General features: G+C 70.8%; 17 protein-coding genes. 7 read left to right on the forward strand and 10 right to left on the reverse strand.

From position 1 onward, the window contains the following. Positions 1 to 81 precede the first annotated feature (81 nt). Both WT26_RS29645 and mmsB read left to right on the forward strand, forming a co-directional pair. On the forward strand, positions 82 to 1,608 hold the full coding sequence (locus WT26_RS29645) for a CoA-acylating methylmalonate-semialdehyde dehydrogenase (RefSeq protein ID WP_059729413.1): 1,527 nt from the start codon (positions 82 to 84) through the stop codon (positions 1,606 to 1,608). A gap of 14 nt (positions 1,609 to 1,622) precedes the next feature. Continuing rightward, positions 1,623 to 2,513, forward strand: coding sequence for a 3-hydroxyisobutyrate dehydrogenase (mmsB, locus tag WT26_RS29650; RefSeq protein WP_069274632.1), 891 nt, complete (start codon positions 1,623 to 1,625; stop codon positions 2,511 to 2,513). A 77-nt stretch (positions 2,514 to 2,590) separates the two neighbouring features. On the opposite strand, the gene WT26_RS29655 is transcribed toward mmsB, so the two are convergent. Continuing rightward, positions 2,591 to 2,923 (reverse strand): hypothetical protein, encoded by a 333-nt coding sequence (locus WT26_RS29655; protein WP_069274633.1) that lies wholly within the window; start codon positions 2,921 to 2,923, stop codon positions 2,591 to 2,593. A 411-nt stretch (positions 2,924 to 3,334) separates the two neighbouring features. Between WT26_RS29655 and WT26_RS29660 the strand changes: the two genes are divergently transcribed. Next, positions 3,335 to 4,843 (forward strand): S8 family peptidase, encoded by a 1,509-nt coding sequence (locus WT26_RS29660; protein ID WP_069271413.1) that lies wholly within the window; start codon positions 3,335 to 3,337, stop codon positions 4,841 to 4,843. Between the two features lie 149 nt (positions 4,844 to 4,992). After that, entirely contained in the window at positions 4,993 to 6,924 is a 1,932-nt protein-coding gene (locus WT26_RS29665) for a Xaa-Pro dipeptidyl-peptidase (RefSeq protein WP_069274634.1), read from the forward strand. Between the two features lie 93 nt (positions 6,925 to 7,017). Here the strand turns inward: WT26_RS29665 and WT26_RS29670 are convergent, their stop codons facing one another. From WT26_RS29670 to WT26_RS29685, 4 genes are all read right to left on the reverse strand, one after another. Further along, a complete protein-coding gene (locus WT26_RS29670) occupies positions 7,018 to 7,491 on the reverse strand; it encodes a DUF3005 domain-containing protein (RefSeq protein WP_088500514.1) in 474 nt (157 codons plus the stop codon). A gap of 52 nt (positions 7,492 to 7,543) precedes the next feature. Beyond that, positions 7,544 to 7,855 (reverse strand): hypothetical protein, encoded by a 312-nt coding sequence (locus WT26_RS29675; RefSeq protein WP_059714709.1) that lies wholly within the window; start codon positions 7,853 to 7,855, stop codon positions 7,544 to 7,546. Further along, a complete protein-coding gene (locus WT26_RS29680; protein WP_042588786.1) occupies positions 7,852 to 8,067 on the reverse strand; it encodes a hypothetical protein in 216 nt (71 codons plus the stop codon). The genes WT26_RS29675 and WT26_RS29680 overlap by 4 nt, the downstream gene beginning before the upstream one ends. A 139-nt stretch (positions 8,068 to 8,206) precedes the next feature. Continuing rightward, the gene (locus WT26_RS29685; RefSeq protein WP_042588785.1) at positions 8,207 to 8,512 is read right to left on the reverse strand and encodes a hypothetical protein; all 306 of its coding nucleotides are present in this window, start codon (positions 8,510 to 8,512) and stop codon (positions 8,207 to 8,209) included. Positions 8,513 to 8,688: 176 nt separating this feature from the next. Here WT26_RS29685 and WT26_RS38865 point away from each other — a divergent pair, with 176 nt between their 5' ends. The 3 genes from WT26_RS38865 to WT26_RS29695 all read left to right on the forward strand — a co-directional run bounded on the left by WT26_RS38865 (position 8,689) and on the right by WT26_RS29695 (position 9,965). Continuing rightward, positions 8,689 to 8,817 (forward strand): hypothetical protein, encoded by a 129-nt coding sequence (locus tag WT26_RS38865; RefSeq protein WP_256111065.1) that lies wholly within the window; start codon positions 8,689 to 8,691, stop codon positions 8,815 to 8,817. Positions 8,818 to 8,937: 120 nt separating this feature from the next. Next, positions 8,938 to 9,369, forward strand: a complete 432-nt coding sequence (locus WT26_RS29690) for a CBS domain-containing protein (protein ID WP_069274635.1) — start codon at positions 8,938 to 8,940, stop codon at positions 9,367 to 9,369. A gap of 86 nt (positions 9,370 to 9,455) precedes the next feature. After that, complete coding sequence (locus tag WT26_RS29695; RefSeq protein WP_069274636.1) at positions 9,456 to 9,965, forward strand: PRC-barrel domain-containing protein; 510 nt, start codon at positions 9,456 to 9,458, stop codon at positions 9,963 to 9,965. 20 nt (positions 9,966 to 9,985) lie between these two features. Here WT26_RS29695 and WT26_RS29700 read toward each other — a convergent pair whose 3' ends face one another. From WT26_RS29700 to WT26_RS29720, 5 genes are all read right to left on the reverse strand, one after another. Next, entirely contained in the window at positions 9,986 to 10,453 is a 468-nt protein-coding gene (locus WT26_RS29700) for a response regulator (RefSeq protein WP_059528564.1), read from the reverse strand. 28 nt (positions 10,454 to 10,481) lie between these two features. Next, positions 10,482 to 11,096, reverse strand: coding sequence for a DUF4142 domain-containing protein (locus tag WT26_RS29705; RefSeq protein ID WP_069271415.1), 615 nt, complete (start codon positions 11,094 to 11,096; stop codon positions 10,482 to 10,484). Between the two features lie 14 nt (positions 11,097 to 11,110). Continuing rightward, the gene (locus WT26_RS29710) at positions 11,111 to 11,413 is read right to left on the reverse strand and encodes a DUF2795 domain-containing protein (RefSeq protein ID WP_059528558.1); all 303 of its coding nucleotides are present in this window, start codon (positions 11,411 to 11,413) and stop codon (positions 11,111 to 11,113) included. Positions 11,414 to 11,491: 78 nt separating this feature from the next. Then, positions 11,492 to 11,878, reverse strand: coding sequence for a BON domain-containing protein (locus WT26_RS29715; RefSeq protein WP_069271889.1), 387 nt, complete (start codon positions 11,876 to 11,878; stop codon positions 11,492 to 11,494). A 129-nt stretch (positions 11,879 to 12,007) separates the two neighbouring features. Next, complete coding sequence (locus WT26_RS29720) at positions 12,008 to 14,311, reverse strand: ATP-binding protein (protein ID WP_069275194.1); 2,304 nt, start codon at positions 14,309 to 14,311, stop codon at positions 12,008 to 12,010. Positions 14,312 to 14,321: the final 10 nt, after the last annotated feature.

Here is a 14,321-nt window from a genome sequence, read left to right on the forward strand (position 1 = left end):
TCGTTGACCTGCCGGCCGGCGCGCATGCGCGGCGGCCGCCTCCTTTCATCGCATTGCCGCTTCTTTATTCGGAGATTGTTCATGAACGCCGCAGTTCCCCAGACCACCCTCGCCCTGCCCACCGCCAAGCTGCTGATCGACGGCGCGTTCGTCGAATCGCAAAGCGCCGAATGGGGCGACATCGTCAACCCCGCGACGCAGGAAACGATCGGCCGCGTGCCGTACGCGACGCTCGACGAGGTCGACGCCGCGATCGCGTCCGCGCAGCGCGCGTTCCAGACCTGGAAGACGACACCGATCGGCGCGCGCCTGCGCATCATGCTGAAGTTCCAGGATCTCGTGCGCCGCAATCTCGAACGGATCGCGCACACGCTGACGGCCGAGCAGGGCAAGACGCTGCCCGATGCGCAGGGCGACATCTTCCGCGGCCTCGAAGTGGTCGAGCACGCGTGCTCGATCGGCACGCTGCAGCAAGGCGAATTCGCGGAGAACGTGGCGGGCGGCGTCGATACCTACACGCTGCGCCAGCCGATCGGCGTGTGCGCGGGCATCACGCCGTTCAACTTCCCCGGCATGATCCCGCTGTGGATGTTCCCGATGGCGATCGTCTGCGGCAACACGTTCGTGCTGAAGCCGTCGGAGCAGGATCCGCTGTCGACGATGCAGCTCGTCGAGCTCGCGATCGAGGCCGGCGTGCCGCAAGGCGTGCTGAACGTCGTGCACGGCGGCAAGACGGTGGTCGACCGCCTCTGCACGCACCCGGACATCAAGGCGATCTCGTTCGTCGGCTCGACGCGCGTCGGCACGCACGTGTACAACCTCGGCAGCCAGCACGGCAAGCGCGTGCAGTCGATGATGGGCGCGAAGAACCACGCGGTCGTGCTGCCCGATGCGCACCGCGAGCAGTCGATCAACGCGCTCGTCGGCGCGGGCTTCGGCGCGGCCGGCCAGCGCTGCATGGCGACGTCGGTCGTCGTGCTGGTCGGCAACGCGCGCGACTGGCTGCCCGAGCTCGTCGAGAAGGCGAAGGCGCTGAAGGTCAACGCGGGCCACGAACCGGGTACCGATGTCGGCCCGGTCGTGTCGAAGGCCGCGCATGCGCGCATCACCGCGCTGATCGACGAAGGCGTGAAGGCCGGTGCGACGCTCGAACTCGACGGCCGCAACGTGAAGGTGCCCGGCTACGAGCACGGCAACTTCGTCGGCCCGACGATCTTCTCGGGTGTGACGACCGACATGTCGATCTATACGGAAGAAATCTTCGGGCCGGTGGTGGTCGTGCTCGAAGCCGACACGCTCGACGACGCGATCGCGCTCGTCAACCGCAACCCGATGGGCAACGGCGTGGGGCTGTTCACGCAGAGCGGCGCGGCGGCACGCAAGTTCCAGAGCGAGATCGACATCGGCCAGGTCGGCATCAACATCCCGATTCCGGTGCCGGTGCCCTACTTCAGCTTCACGGGTTCGCGCGGCTCGAAGCTCGGCGATCTCGGCCCGTACGGCAAGCAGGTCGTGCAGTTCTACACGCAGACGAAGACGGTCACCGCGCGCTGGTTCGACGACGACGCGACGGCCGGCGGCGTGAACACGACGATCGCGCTGCGTTGAGCGGGGGCCTGCACATGGACATCGCATTCATCGGACTCGGCAACATGGGCGGCCCCATGGCCGCGAACCTGCTGAAAGCCGGCCACGCGCTGACGGTGTTCGACCTCGACGCGCATGCGGTCGACGTCGCGGTGCGCGCCGGCGCGACCGCCGCCGGCTCGCCGCGCGACGCGGCCGCGCGCGGCGCGGTCGTGATCACGATGCTGCCCGCAGCTTCGCACGTGCAGCAGGTCTATCTCGGCGACGACGGCGTACTGGCCGGCGCGCGCGCCGGCGCGACGCTGATCGACTGCAGCACGATCGATCCCGGCACCGTGCGCGCGATCGCCGACGCGGCCGCGCGGCAGGACCATCCGCTTGCGGACGCGCCGGTGTCCGGCGGCACCGGCGGCGCGCAGGCCGGCACGCTGACCTTCATGGTCGGCGCGGACGCCGCGCTGTTCGAGCGCATCCGCCCCGTGCTGCTCGACATGGGCAGGAACGTCGTGCATTGCGGCGGCACGGGCACCGGGCAGATCGCGAAGATCTGCAACAACCTGCTGCTCGGGATCTCGATGATGGGCGTCTCGGAAGCGATGGCGCTCGGCGCCGCGCTCGGGATCGATCCGTCCGTGCTGGCCGGCATCATCAATACGTCGACCGGCCGCTGCTGGAGCTCGGACAGCTGCAATCCCTACCCGGGCGTGCTGCCCGCGGCGCCGGCCGCGCGCGGCTACGCGGGCGGGTTCGCGGCGAACCTGATGCTGAAGGATCTCGGGCTCGCGACCGAAGCGGCACGGAGCGCGCATCAGCCGGTGTGGATGGGCGCACTCGCGCAGCAGCTCTATCAATCGATGAGCCAGCAGGGGCTCGGCACGCTCGACTTCTCCGCGTGCGTGAAGCTGTACGAGGCGCCGGCCGCGTGACGCCGGGACGGCGGCGGCGCGGCGTTACGTGCCGCCCGCCGCCCCTCCGCCCCGCCGCCGTGTGTCGCCGGAATCGTTCAGCCGCGCGGGCCCGCCATGGCCTCGAAGGTCGGATGGCACTCGAATGCGAGTTCTGAGCGGCCGCTCACGCCGCGGCCGGCGCTCAGCGCCTCCTGCTTCAGGCTGGCGCGCATGCCGCGCTGCGAGCAGAAGTTCATCGCCTCGTTGACCGCGTTCTCGTGTGCGGTCGCCCAGTTGGTCGAGACGCCGACCGTGCGCGTCGTCACGGTAAATACGTTCGGGTTCGACGTCGCCGCGACATCGGACGTGGTCGAGCAGGCGGCAAGCAGGCAGGCGGCGGCCACGAGCGGCAGCCAGCGCAGGGATCGGAAATGGACAGGATTCGTCATGGGAAGCAGTTATGCGCCGGATCAACGGCATTTCACATCATTTCCGCAAGTATGCCTGCCGATTCGCCGAAGATCATGCCCCGTAAAGTAAACAGATTGTTTCCAATGGTTAAACGATCACCGATCCGCACCGGCGTATCCGTCGGTCGACGTTCCAGATTGCGAAAGAATCAAACTTTTTTTGATTTAAATTAAAAATGTTTGACGCACGCATTTCAATGAGCTAATTTCTGCGCAAGCTTCCGGAAAGAAACGACGCGGCCCAGCGTGAACAAAGCTCGACGTCTCGCCCGGCTCCCTGACGCCAATCCGACGCCTGCCGGCAGCGCAGCGAAGCAAGCAGCTACAAGACAGCAACAAGACAAGCAGCATCGATGCATTCCGTTCAATCCTGTCGGGGGGAGTATCGGCATGTCCAAATTGATTCGCACTGCTTCGCTTAACGCAACCGTCCTCGGTGCCGCGCTGGCCGGCCTCGCCTGCGCCGCACACGCGCAAACCGTGGCTGCGCCCGTGCCCGGGCCGGCCGATGCGGTGAACCAGCTGATCGTCAAGCTGCGCGCCGCCAAGACGCTGTCCGACACGTCTGCTGCTTCGGCCGCGACCGCCGGGCACGCGGACGTCCAGGCGGTCATCGATCGCGTGCTCGCGGCCCGCCGCGCGCGCGCAGCCGGCCAGGCGTTCGGCGCGGCCGCCGCCTCGGCGCCCGGCAACCCGGCCGACGCGGCCGCCGGCATCCGCATCAAGCGCGACATGTCGGGCGGCGCGACGGTGCTGTCGCTGCAGCGTCGCGTGTCGCTCGCCGAGGCCGAAGGGCTCGCCCGCGATTTCGCGGCGGACGGCGCGATCGAGTACGCGGAGCCGGACGCGCGGATGTTTCCGCTGCTCGTGCCGAACGACACGCGCTACGGCGAGCAGTGGGGCTACTTCAGCCCGGCCGGCGGCGCGAACCTGCCGAAGGCATGGGATCGCACGACCGGCTCCACGAACATCGTCGTCGGCGTCATCGACACCGGCTACCGCCCGCACGCGGATCTCGCCGCGAACCTGGTGCCCGGCTACGACTTCATCTCCGATCCGGCGACCGCGAACGACGGCAACGGCCGCGACAACAACGCGTCCGATCCGGGCGACTGGGTGACCGCTCAGGAAGATGCCGACCCGAACGGCCCGTTCTACGGCTGCGGCGCGCGCAACAGCTCGTGGCACGGCACGCACGTCGCGGGCACGATCGGCGCGGTGACGAACAACGGCAATGGCGTCGCGGGCATCTCGTGGGTCGGCAAGGTGCAGCCGGTGCGCGTGCTCGGCAAGTGCGGCGGCACGGTGAGCGACATCGCCGACGGCATGCGCTGGGCCGCCGGCCTGCCGGTACCGGGCGCGCCGGCGAACCCGACGCCGGCGAAGGTGCTGAACCTGAGCCTCGGCGGCAACAGCCGCACCTGCAGCACGACGTACCAGAACGCGATCGACGCGATCACGGCGCGCGGCGCGAACGTCGTCGTCGCGGCCGGCAACAGCGGCGGCCCGGTCGCGAACAGCCAGCCCGCGAATTGCCAGGGCGTGATCGCGGTCGCCGCGGTCGACAGCAGCGGCGTGCGCGCGAGCTTCAGCAACTACGGCCCGGCCGTGAAGATCGCGGCGCCGGGCGTCGGCATCCTGTCGACGCTCAATGCCGGCACGACGTCGCCGGGCGCGGACAGCTACGCGAGCTACAACGGCACCAGCATGGCGACGCCGCACGTCGCGGGCACCGTCGCGCTGATGCTCGCGGTCAATCCGGCGCTCACGCCGGCGCAGGTCCTGCAGCGGCTGCAGTCGAGCGCGCGGCCGTTCTCGAGCGGCTCGAACTGCTCGACGAGCACCTGCGGCGCGGGGCTGCTCGACGCCGGCAACGCGGTCGCCGCCGCCACGAAGTAAGCGAGCGCGAACGCGCCCGGCCTGGTCCGGGCGACGCCGCGCGACGCGCCGCGGCCGGCGGCGTCCGCCGGCCCGTACTGCACCCCGCCGTCCCGCCCGGGACGCGCGTTTCCACATGAGCATCGAAAACTAGAAGAACGAGGACAACAATGCGATTTCAACGAACCGAACCGCGGCGCGCGTGGCTTCCCGCGCTCGTTGCGGCCACGACGCTCGCCGCGTGCGGCGGCGACGACGGCGGCAGCGTGGCGGGCGCCTCGGCGCTCGCGCAGGGCCAACAGGAGGGGGCCGCCGCGCCCGCGGCCGACGCGCAGCCGCTCGCCGCGCGCTTCTCGCCGTCCGGCGTGCCGTATGCCGCCCTGTCGGGCGGCCGCTACCGCCCCGTGATCGCGAACGGCCAGGTGCAGCCGTCGCTGTCGGGCGGCACGATCGAGGAGAACGCGTGGGTCGACACGTCGGTCGATTCCGACGGCGACGGCACGCGCGACCGCATCCACGTGCGCATCGTGCGCCCGACCGAAACCGCGAACGGCGCGCGCACGCCCGTCATCGTGCTCGCAAGCCCGTACTACGCGGGCCTCGCCGACAGCCCCGACCACAACGTCGACGTCGAACTCGACGGCACGCCGCATCCGGCCGCCTCCAGCGCCGCGCGCATCCTGGCAGCCGCGCCGCAGGTGCGGATGCTGCAGCAGGTCGAGGCGGCCGCCGCCGGGCGCTCGTGGATCGAGAGCTACTTCATTCCGCGCGGCTTCACGATCGTCTACGCGGACTCGCTCGGCACCGCCGGCTCGGACGGTTGCCCGACGATCCTCACGCGCGACGAATCGGTCGCGATGGCATCGGTGATCCGCTGGCTCGGCCGCGACGCGACCGCGAAGGACGCGAACGGCAAGACGGTCGTCGCGAACTGGTCGACGGGCCACGTCGGCATGTACGGCGTGTCGTACGACGGCACGCTGCCGAAGATGGTCGCGAGCCTGCGCACGCGCGGGCTCGATGCGATCGTGCCGGTCGCCGGGTTGACGAACATGTACGGCTACTACCGCTCGGGCGGGCTCGTGCGTGCGCCGGAAGGCTATCAGGGCGAAGACGTCGACGTGTACATCAAGGCGCTGCTGACGAACGCGCATCCGGAGCGTTGCACGCACCTGATCGACGAAGCGTTGCAGCAGGAAGACCGCAAGACCGGCGACTATTCGCCGTTCTGGGCCGCACGCGACATCCCGACCGCGCTCGCGGTCGCACCGGCGCTCGTTGCGCAAGGGTTGACCGACGACAACGTGCGCGTCGACCAGTCGACGTCGTGGTATCTCGCGATGCGGCGCCAGGGCGTGCCGACGCAGCTGTGGCTGCACCGCCTGAAGCACACCGACCCGACCCGCGTGCCGGCGATGGCCGATGCATGGACTGCGGAGGTGAACCGCTGGTTTACGCGTTATCTGATCGGCTTCGACAACGGTGTCGAACGCGATCCGCGCGCGGTGATCGAGCAGGCGGACGGCACGCTGCTGAAGGATGCGAGCTGGCCCGCGCGCGGCGCGGCGAGCGTCGCGTATTTCGCGGGCGGCGACGGCGCAGGCACCGGCACGTTGCTGAGCACGCCGACCGGCGGTCCGCTCGTGAAGTTCACGGACGATGCGCGCATTCCGGCGCTCACGCTGGCGAACGCCCCGACCGGCGAGAATCGCTCCCGCTTCGAGACGGCGCCGCTCGCGAGCGCGACGCGGATCTCGGGCACCGCGACCGCACGCGTCAGGCTGACCTTCACGGCGGTAGCCAACGTGACGGCCCTGCTGGTCGATCGCGCGCCGGACGGAACGGCAACGATCGTCACGCGCGCATGGACCGATCCGCGCAACCGCTTGTCCGAGTGGGTGTCGCAGCCCGTGCTGCCCGGGATGCCGTACGACCTGAAGCTGACGTTCATGCCGCGCGACTACCGGCTCGAAGCGGGCCATCAGCTCGGGCTCGTCGTGCTGTCCAGCGACAACGAGGCCACGCTGCGGCCGACGCCGGGCACCGAGCTGTCGCTCGATCCGGCCGGCACGTCGGTGACGGTGCCGCAGTTGCCGATCTGACGGGAAGCGCCGGTTCGCGCGCACGGCGCGCGCGTGAGCCGGACCCCGTGCGAGCATTTCAACCGGATGTCGGGATGTCGTGCGCGGCGCGCGTCAGTTGGCCCGCTCGAATCGAATCACGTGCTCCACGCGCTTGCCGTCGCCGCGCTCGATCTCGACGACGCCGACGTGGCGGACCCGCCAGCCGTCGCGCGGCGCGATCTGCGGCAGGCTGCCGCCCGAGCGGCTCTCGAAACCGCCGAGCCCTTCATCGGGCGTGTCGACGCTTTCGTCGAGCGACGCGTTCGAGTAGATCACGTTGTCCTGCCACTTCGACGCGCCCTGGCGCGCCTCCATGCCCTTGCCGTCGACGTCGACGCTGTTGTCGGTCGCCGCCATGTTCGCGTTGTCCAGCGTGACGATCCGGCTCGCGGCTCGCCGCACCGGATCGCCGCTGTCGCTCGTGCGCGCGTCGACGTCGATCGGCGGCAGGCCGGTCGGCGTCTTCGCGGCGACGGCTTCCGGCGACAGCCGCTCCGGCGCGCCGGCCGGGCGCGCGGCATGTGTCGGCGCGGAGTTTGGTTTCATCGAACAATCCTCCTGGGAAATGACGGCACGCAGGCCCGCCGTTCGGCGCCCGCTAAAACCGGTTGACGTGAAAATCCCCCGCACACGCGGTCGGGCTGCGCTGCGCCATCAGCTCGGCAAACTCGATCGCGAGGCGCCCCAGCGCCAGCCGCTTCTGTCCGATGTCCCACTGCTCGAACGCGGCGAACGCGTCCTCGTCGAACGTCACGGTCACGGCCGCGGGATGGCCGTCGGCCTCGAAACCGACATGCAGCACGCCGGCGGGCCGCTCCTCGATATGGAACGGCATGCCGCGCGCCTCGAAGTACTGGCCGAGCGTTTCCGCGATCTCGCGCATGAGGCCGGGCACGACGCGAATGCTCACCGCGCGCGTGCCTGCCGCGCCGCCGCGCCTGCTGGCGGCGCATGCAGCGGCGGCCGGCGGTGCGGCGGATCGCCCTCCGGATGCCGATACGGCTCCGGCGCATCGGGCGGCGGGTCGTCGTCGGGCTCCGGCAATTCGGGGTCCGAGTCCGGATCGACATCGGGCATCGGCGGCTCGGGCCGGTGCAGCGATGTCAGGTGTCGAAATTCCATGCGTCCTCCGGTCGTGACGGGCATGCCGCCGATCCGCAATCCGCGTGCCGGCCCGCGAGTGCGCGCCGAATGCCGCGCGCCGCCCGCGTTTGAAAACGCTACATGCGCCGCTGCAAATCTTTCACGCCGCACCACGGGTTCATGCCTCGTAGGCCGCCAGCACGATCCAGAACGCGCGGCCCTCTTCATTCACGGGCGCCGCGAGCGCGAAATCGTCCTGCGGCCGGCTGGCGTGCTCCAGCGCGCGACGCGCCACCTCGGTGCTGTCGAACGTCCGGTCGTTCAGCCGCCGGACGTCGGTCTTGCCCTCGAACATCCGCCGGCCGGGCCGCGAAATCAGCGGCTCTTGCTTCCACTCGAGAAAGCGATTGCCGACTACGTCGAAACCGCCGCCGCATACGTTGACCTCGAAGTGCACCTCGGGCGCCCGCTTCCGCAATGTCATCACCCTCTCCTCGTACTTGCGCCGCCGGCGCGCGCAGCGTCGCGGCAGGCCTGCATCCATGCGGCAAACCGTGTGCCCGGGCTGCGCGGGAACGCAGCTTGCGGCCAGCTCCGCATGAATCCATCCGGCGCGCGCGTTCCGCCGATGATCGCGCGCTCATTCGCCAGGAGAAAAACATGCATCGCAACCCGAAGAGATGGCGCGCCGTACACGACGCGCTTGCCGTGACCGCGATCGCCGCGGTCGAATGTGCGCTGGTCATGGGCCTGATCGCCGCGATCGGCTTTCCGCACGGCGGCCTATAGGCCCTATAGGCCCCCCGGCCCACCCGGCGTACCCAGCCCCTCGGCGCACGTCGCGCGACCGTGGTCGCATGCCGCGACGAACGCCTTGCGCATTGCGCAAGCCAGCCAGGAGAACCGCTCATGCATCGCGTCAACGAAATCATGTCGCAGGACGTCGTGCGCATCGCGCCGACCGACTCGATCCGTCATGCCGCGCAACTGATGGAGCGCTACGACATCGGCGCGCTGCCCGTGTGCGACAACAACCGGCTGATCGGGATGGTGACGGACCGCGATCTCGCGGTGCGCGCGATCTCGGCCGGCAAGCCGCCGGAAACGCGGATCCACGAAGTCGCGTCGGGCCCGATCGAATGGTGCTTCGACGACGATTCGCTCGACGAGATCCAGCACTACATGGCTGACGCGCAGCTGCGCCGCCTGCCCGTCGTCGATCACGACAGGCGGCTGGTCGGCATGCTGTCGCTCGGCGACATCGCGACGCGCGCCGCCGACGCGTCGCGCGACGAACTCGTGAACACGCTCGAGCGCGTATCGCAGCCGAAGCGGACGTAGGCGCACACCGCGCCGGCCCGGACATCCCCCCATGCGACACGCGGCCCGCCACGGGCCGCGTGCGCGCCCCGACAGGAGCACATGACATGTACCACCCCGTGCACAACCCCGACGAAGGCCCGACCCGCATCATCCGCAAGGATCGCGAGACGGCGCGCGGCCCCGGCCCCGACGTGATGGCCGCCGGCACGCTGGAAGGCGACCGGGTCGTCACGGCCGACGGCGTGTACGTCGGCCGGATCAAGGACATCATGCTCGACGTGCGCTCCGGCCGCGTCGCCTATGCCGTGCTGTCGAGCGGCGGCATCCTCGGCATCGGCGACAAGCTGCTCGCGATTCCATGGGATGCGCTCACGCTCGACGTCGAGCGCCGCTGCTTCCGGTTGTGGGCGTCGTCCGAGCGGATTCGCAACGCGCCGGGGTTCGACAAGGATCACTGGCCGGTCATCGCGGACCCGCAATGGGTCGGCGCGGCGCGCTACGACGGCAGCGGCACGCTCTGGTGGAGCTGCGACGACGACTTCGACTCGGAGCAGGATGCGCCGCCGCACGAGGCCTCGCCGGACCGGCCGGAGCGCGACTCGGGTCCGCGCTGAGCCGCGCGGGCCGCTACGTGCTACGTTCGCTGTCCCGTATCCCCCGCGGGCGGCGCGCCGTTCCCGCTCGCCGCTTCGAGATAGTTCAGCAGCCGGTACGGCGTCAGCGGCTTCGCGCAATGCGCGTCGAAACCCGCTTCCTTCGCGCGCTCGCGGTCACGCGTCGACGCGAACGCGCTGCACGCGACGAGCAGCATGTCGGCGGTGCGCGGATCGTCGCGCAGCCGTTGCGCGATCTGCAGGCCGCTGAGCCCCGGCATCGCGATGTCGAGCACGACCGCGAACGGCTGCCAGTCGCGCGCGACGTCGCAGACCGCGAACGGATCGTCGACGACCCGGCACGCGAAGCCGCGGGCCTCGAGCAGCAGGCGCAGCGCGTCCGCCGCATCGCGATAGTCGTCGGCCACCAGCACGCGGCGCGGTCGCGCCGGCACGCTGTCGGGCGAGCGCCACAGCAGAACGTCGTCGTCGCTCCGTTGGATAGTCATGCGAAAAACTCCTGTGTCGTCGTGCGCGTCAGCGCGCGCCGACCTTGTGCACGAGCGCCTGAGCCGCCGCCAGGTGGCGCATCAGGGTCGGCAGCGCCCCGCTCGCGAACGTGCGCAGATCGGGGTCGCGGCCGTTGTGCGCCTCGTCCTCGAACAGCCGGATCGCGCGACGATGCGCGTCCGGCCCGGCCACCGCGACATAAGCGGCGTCGAATGCCGGGCCGTTCCGGCCGCGCAACGCCTCGACGTCAGGATCGACGATCTGCACGGTCTGCACCGGCAGGCCCTTGCGCGCGCCAAGCCCGCGCAGCCTCGCGTTGAGGGCGCCGTAATCGGCGACCATCCGCTTCGCGAACGCGCGCACGTCCGGCGACGCGGCTTTCTCGAGCGCGAGCTGGCTCGCCTGCACCTGGCGCTTGCCGGCCTGCCCCGCGGTGTCGACGAATTCCGCGTCGATGCCCTGCGGGCGTTTCGTGATCTGCGTATCGTCAGGCCCCGACGCGGGCCGAATCACGTCGGGCGTTGCGCGCGTACCCAACACCGGCGACGCGGGCGCCGCGCCCGACGTTTGCGCGAGCGTGACGGCCGGCGCGAGCAACGCGCCGGCGGCGCACGCCGCGATCGTCCAGATACTCGGTCTCATCCACGACCTCCTCGTCATTCCTTGCGCGGCGTCGGCAGCCGGCCCAGCTCTTTCGACACCGCCGCCGGCGTGCCGTATTCCCGTTCGGGAATGCGCATGAGCAGGTCGAGCACGTCGCGGCTCGCATGCGCGTGTTCGGCGCATCGGACGAGGTCCGCCTTGCCGGCCGGGTAAACCATCCCCTTCAGCGCCTTCTGGATCTCGATCGGGCTCGGCGGCTTGCCGCTCGCACCCGCGTCGTGGCCCTGCTGCACCGGCTCGTCGTCAAGGACGTGCGCTTGACCGGGTTCGTGAACGCCATGCAGATGCGGTGCCATCGCGGGTCCTCCCGAAAAATTGAAGGGAAAGCGGGATCGCGCGGCGCGCCTGCGGGTGTGCCGTGCCGGCGGTCGCCGTCATTTCGCGCGGATCGCGAGCCGGTCGCTCACGTCCCGCACGCCGTCGAGCTGTCTCACGATGTTGACGGCGGCTTCACGCTGGCTCCGGTCCGGCACGCTGCCGGTCAGTACGACGTCGCCGCGCCGCGTCGAGACGTGAATGTCGCCGGACGACAGGGCTTCCTTGCCGGCGAGCGCCGCCTTGGCCTTGACCGTGATGGCCGTGTCGCGAAGCTCCGTGCCGGCGGCCGCCAGCAGCGCCGACAGGCTGCCGTCGCCCGCCGCCATCGCGCGCGGCGCGACGCCGCAAACGATCGCCGCCAGGACGACGGCCGCCACGCACGGCCGTTTCACCGCGCGGCGCGCCGGCCGGCCGGACCGGGCTCGCCACTGTGTCGCGTTCATCGTGACCTCCATGCTTCGTGCCGGCGTCGTGCCGGCCGTGTCACGAGGTCGCAAGATTCGTGCCGCGCGCGGATGCGCGCCGCCACGGCGCGGGTCACGCGCCGCGTTGTAAATATTTCAGTGCTCGGCTCACGCGCGGCGGCCGCCGGTCGCGCGGGCGATCGCCCGCGCGAGCTGCCGGACGTCGACCGGCTTGCACAGATAGCCGTCGAAGCCGGCGGCCAGCGCGCGGCGCTCGTCGGCCAGGCCGGCATGCGCGGTGACGGCCAGCACGCGCATGCCGGCCAGCCCGCGCGCGACGTCGCGCCGCAGCGCGTCGAGCAGCCAGAAGCCGTCGCCGTCGGGCATCGCGAGATCCGACAGCACGACGGTCGGCCGCATCCCGGCCGCTTTCGCGAGCGCCTCGCGGCCCGACGACGCGACGTCGACCGCCGCGCCGAGCGTCCTCAGCGCGGCGGCCAGGCTCGCGCGCGTGGTCGCGTCGTCGTCGACGACCAGCACGCGCTGCGCGTCGAGCATCGTCGCCTCGCCGTTGCCGGAGGGCTCGACCGCCCCCCATGCCATCGGGCCGACCGGCTGCCACCCGGTGGGCAGCGTCACCGTGAACGTGGCGCCGCGATGGCGTCCCGCGCTGTCCACCGTCACCGTGCCGCCGTGCAGCTCGGCGATGTGCCGCACGATCGACAGCCCGAGCCCGAGCCCGCGCTGCGACGACGCCGGCGAATCGTCGGCACGGCGGAACATGTCGAACACGAACGGCACGAATTCCGGCGCGATGCCCTGCCCCGTGTCGGCGACGCTCAGCTCGGCGTGCCCGTCCTTGCGCGCGAGGCGGATCGTCACGCGTCCACCGCGCGGCGTGAACTTCAGCGCGTTCGACAGCAGGTTCGACAGCATCTGCCGCAACCGCTCGCCGTCGCCCGACACCACGCACGTGTCGAGCGCGCAGTCCGTGTCGAGCGCGATGCCGTCCGCCGCCGCGGCCGAGCGGAACGCCCCCGCGACCTCGCCGACGATCCGCACGAGATCGACCGGCATCGCATCGATTCGCAGCTTGCCGGTCGCGAGCGACGACGCATCGAGAATGTCGCCGACCATCCGCGTCAGCGAGCGCGCGCTGCGGTCGATCGCGTCGATCGCCTGGTGCTGCAACGTGTCGTCGCCCGAATTGCGCAGCACCTCGACCCAGCCGTAGATCACGTTCAGCGGCGTGCGCAGCTCGTGCGACACCGTCGCCAGCAACTCGTCCTTCAGCCGGTTCGACGTATCGGCCTGCTGCCGCGCGTCACGCGCGCCGCGCAGCGAACGCTGGGTGCGCCGGTCGCGCCGCCGCTGCTCGTCCGATGCGCGCAGCGTGAGCGACAGCGCGATGCACTCGCGTGCGTCATCCCGCACCCCGCCTCGCGCCGGGCTTGCGCGGACCGTCGCGCGAAACCGCGAGCCGTCGCGGCGCACGCACAGGCAATCGGTCGGAGCGAGGTCGTCGCGCCTGCGGCGCGACCCGTCGGCCAGCGGATGACGACGCCACCAGCGCGCCGCCACCAGGATCGCGACGTCGCGCCCGAGCGCCTCGTGCGCGTCGTAGCCGAACATCCGCTGCGCGGCCGGATTCCAGCTGACGATGCGGCCGTCGCGATCGATGCCGACGATCGCATCCGGCGACGCGTCGACCACGGCACGCAAGATCCGGCTCGCGTCGGCGCGGACCCGCTCCATGCGCGCGTCGCGCAGCAGCATCACCGCGCCGTCGACGTTGCCGTCCGCGTCGCGCATCGGCGCCGCGATCTCGACGATCGGCACCAGGTCGCCGCTGCCGGCCAGCCAATGCCGGTCGCACATCGCGCCGGCGGCGCCGTCGAGCACGCGCTCGAGCGGTGTCGCCTGCACGCGGCGGCCCTGCGCGTCGCACACGCGCAGCACGTCCTGCGCGCGCCGCCCGAGCGCATCGTCCGGCCGGCACCCGGCCAGCTCCGCGGCCGTCGCGTTGATGAACGTGAGCCGCCCGTCCGGATCGGTTGCGACCACCCCTTGCGGAAGCGACGCCAGCACGGTTTCGTCATGCCGCCGCTCGGCCGACTCGCGGTGCCGCTGCGCATCGCCCATGCGCCGCAGCGCCGACGCGATCGCGCAGGCGAGCGCGCCGACCAACACGAAGGTGCCGAGCCGGACCAGCCGCTCGGCCAGCGTGCCCGTGTAGGCAGCGGGATCGGACAGGAACAGCATCCACGCGAGCGCCGCGCTGATCGCGGTCGCGAGCAGCCCGGCGCCGAACGACGTCATCCAGGCGGCGCCCGCGAGCATCGGGTAATACAGCAGCAATGGCAGGTTGACGCCGCCGAACCGGACCGCGATCGCCTGCAACACCGTTGCGATCGCAACCATCACGATCGCCATCGCGCAACGCTTGATCCGGCCGCGTTCGATGCGGATCATCGCAGCGGCT

The sequence above is a fragment of the Burkholderia cepacia genome (assembly GCF_001718835.1).
Taxonomy (GTDB): domain Bacteria; phylum Pseudomonadota; class Gammaproteobacteria; order Burkholderiales; family Burkholderiaceae; genus Burkholderia; species Burkholderia cepacia_F.

Coding starts and splice junctions, on each gene's coding strand:
- WT26_RS29660 (WP_069271413.1), top strand. CDS start 3,335: ATGTCCAAATTGATTCGCACTGCTTCGCTTAACGCAACCGTCCTCGGT.
- WT26_RS29690 (WP_069274635.1), top strand. CDS start 8,938: ATGCATCGCGTCAACGAAATCATGTCGCAGGACGTCGTGCGCATCGCG.
- WT26_RS29665 (WP_069274634.1), top strand. CDS start 4,993: ATGCGATTTCAACGAACCGAACCGCGGCGCGCGTGGCTTCCCGCGCTC.
- WT26_RS29720 (WP_069275194.1), bottom strand. CDS start 14,311: ATGATCCGCATCGAACGCGGCCGGATCAAGCGTTGCGCGATGGCGATC.
- WT26_RS29695 (WP_069274636.1), top strand. CDS start 9,456: ATGTACCACCCCGTGCACAACCCCGACGAAGGCCCGACCCGCATCATC.
- WT26_RS29705 (WP_069271415.1), bottom strand. CDS start 11,096: ATGAGACCGAGTATCTGGACGATCGCGGCGTGCGCCGCCGGCGCGTTG.
- WT26_RS29715 (WP_069271889.1), bottom strand. CDS start 11,878: ATGAACGCGACACAGTGGCGAGCCCGGTCCGGCCGGCCGGCGCGCCGC.
- WT26_RS29680 (WP_042588786.1), bottom strand. CDS start 8,067: ATGGAATTTCGACACCTGACATCGCTGCACCGGCCCGAGCCGCCGATG.
- WT26_RS29645 (WP_059729413.1), top strand. CDS start 82: ATGAACGCCGCAGTTCCCCAGACCACCCTCGCCCTGCCCACCGCCAAG.
- mmsB (WP_069274632.1), top strand. CDS start 1,623: ATGGACATCGCATTCATCGGACTCGGCAACATGGGCGGCCCCATGGCC.
- WT26_RS29655 (WP_069274633.1), bottom strand. CDS start 2,923: ATGACGAATCCTGTCCATTTCCGATCCCTGCGCTGGCTGCCGCTCGTG.
- WT26_RS29670 (WP_088500514.1), bottom strand. CDS start 7,491: ATGAAACCAAACTCCGCGCCGACACATGCCGCGCGCCCGGCCGGCGCG.
- WT26_RS29685 (WP_042588785.1), bottom strand. CDS start 8,512: ATGACATTGCGGAAGCGGGCGCCCGAGGTGCACTTCGAGGTCAACGTA.
- WT26_RS29710 (WP_059528558.1), bottom strand. CDS start 11,413: ATGGCACCGCATCTGCATGGCGTTCACGAACCCGGTCAAGCGCACGTC.
- WT26_RS38865 (WP_256111065.1), top strand. CDS start 8,689: ATGCATCGCAACCCGAAGAGATGGCGCGCCGTACACGACGCGCTTGCC.
- WT26_RS29700 (WP_059528564.1), bottom strand. CDS start 10,453: ATGACTATCCAACGGAGCGACGACGACGTTCTGCTGTGGCGCTCGCCC.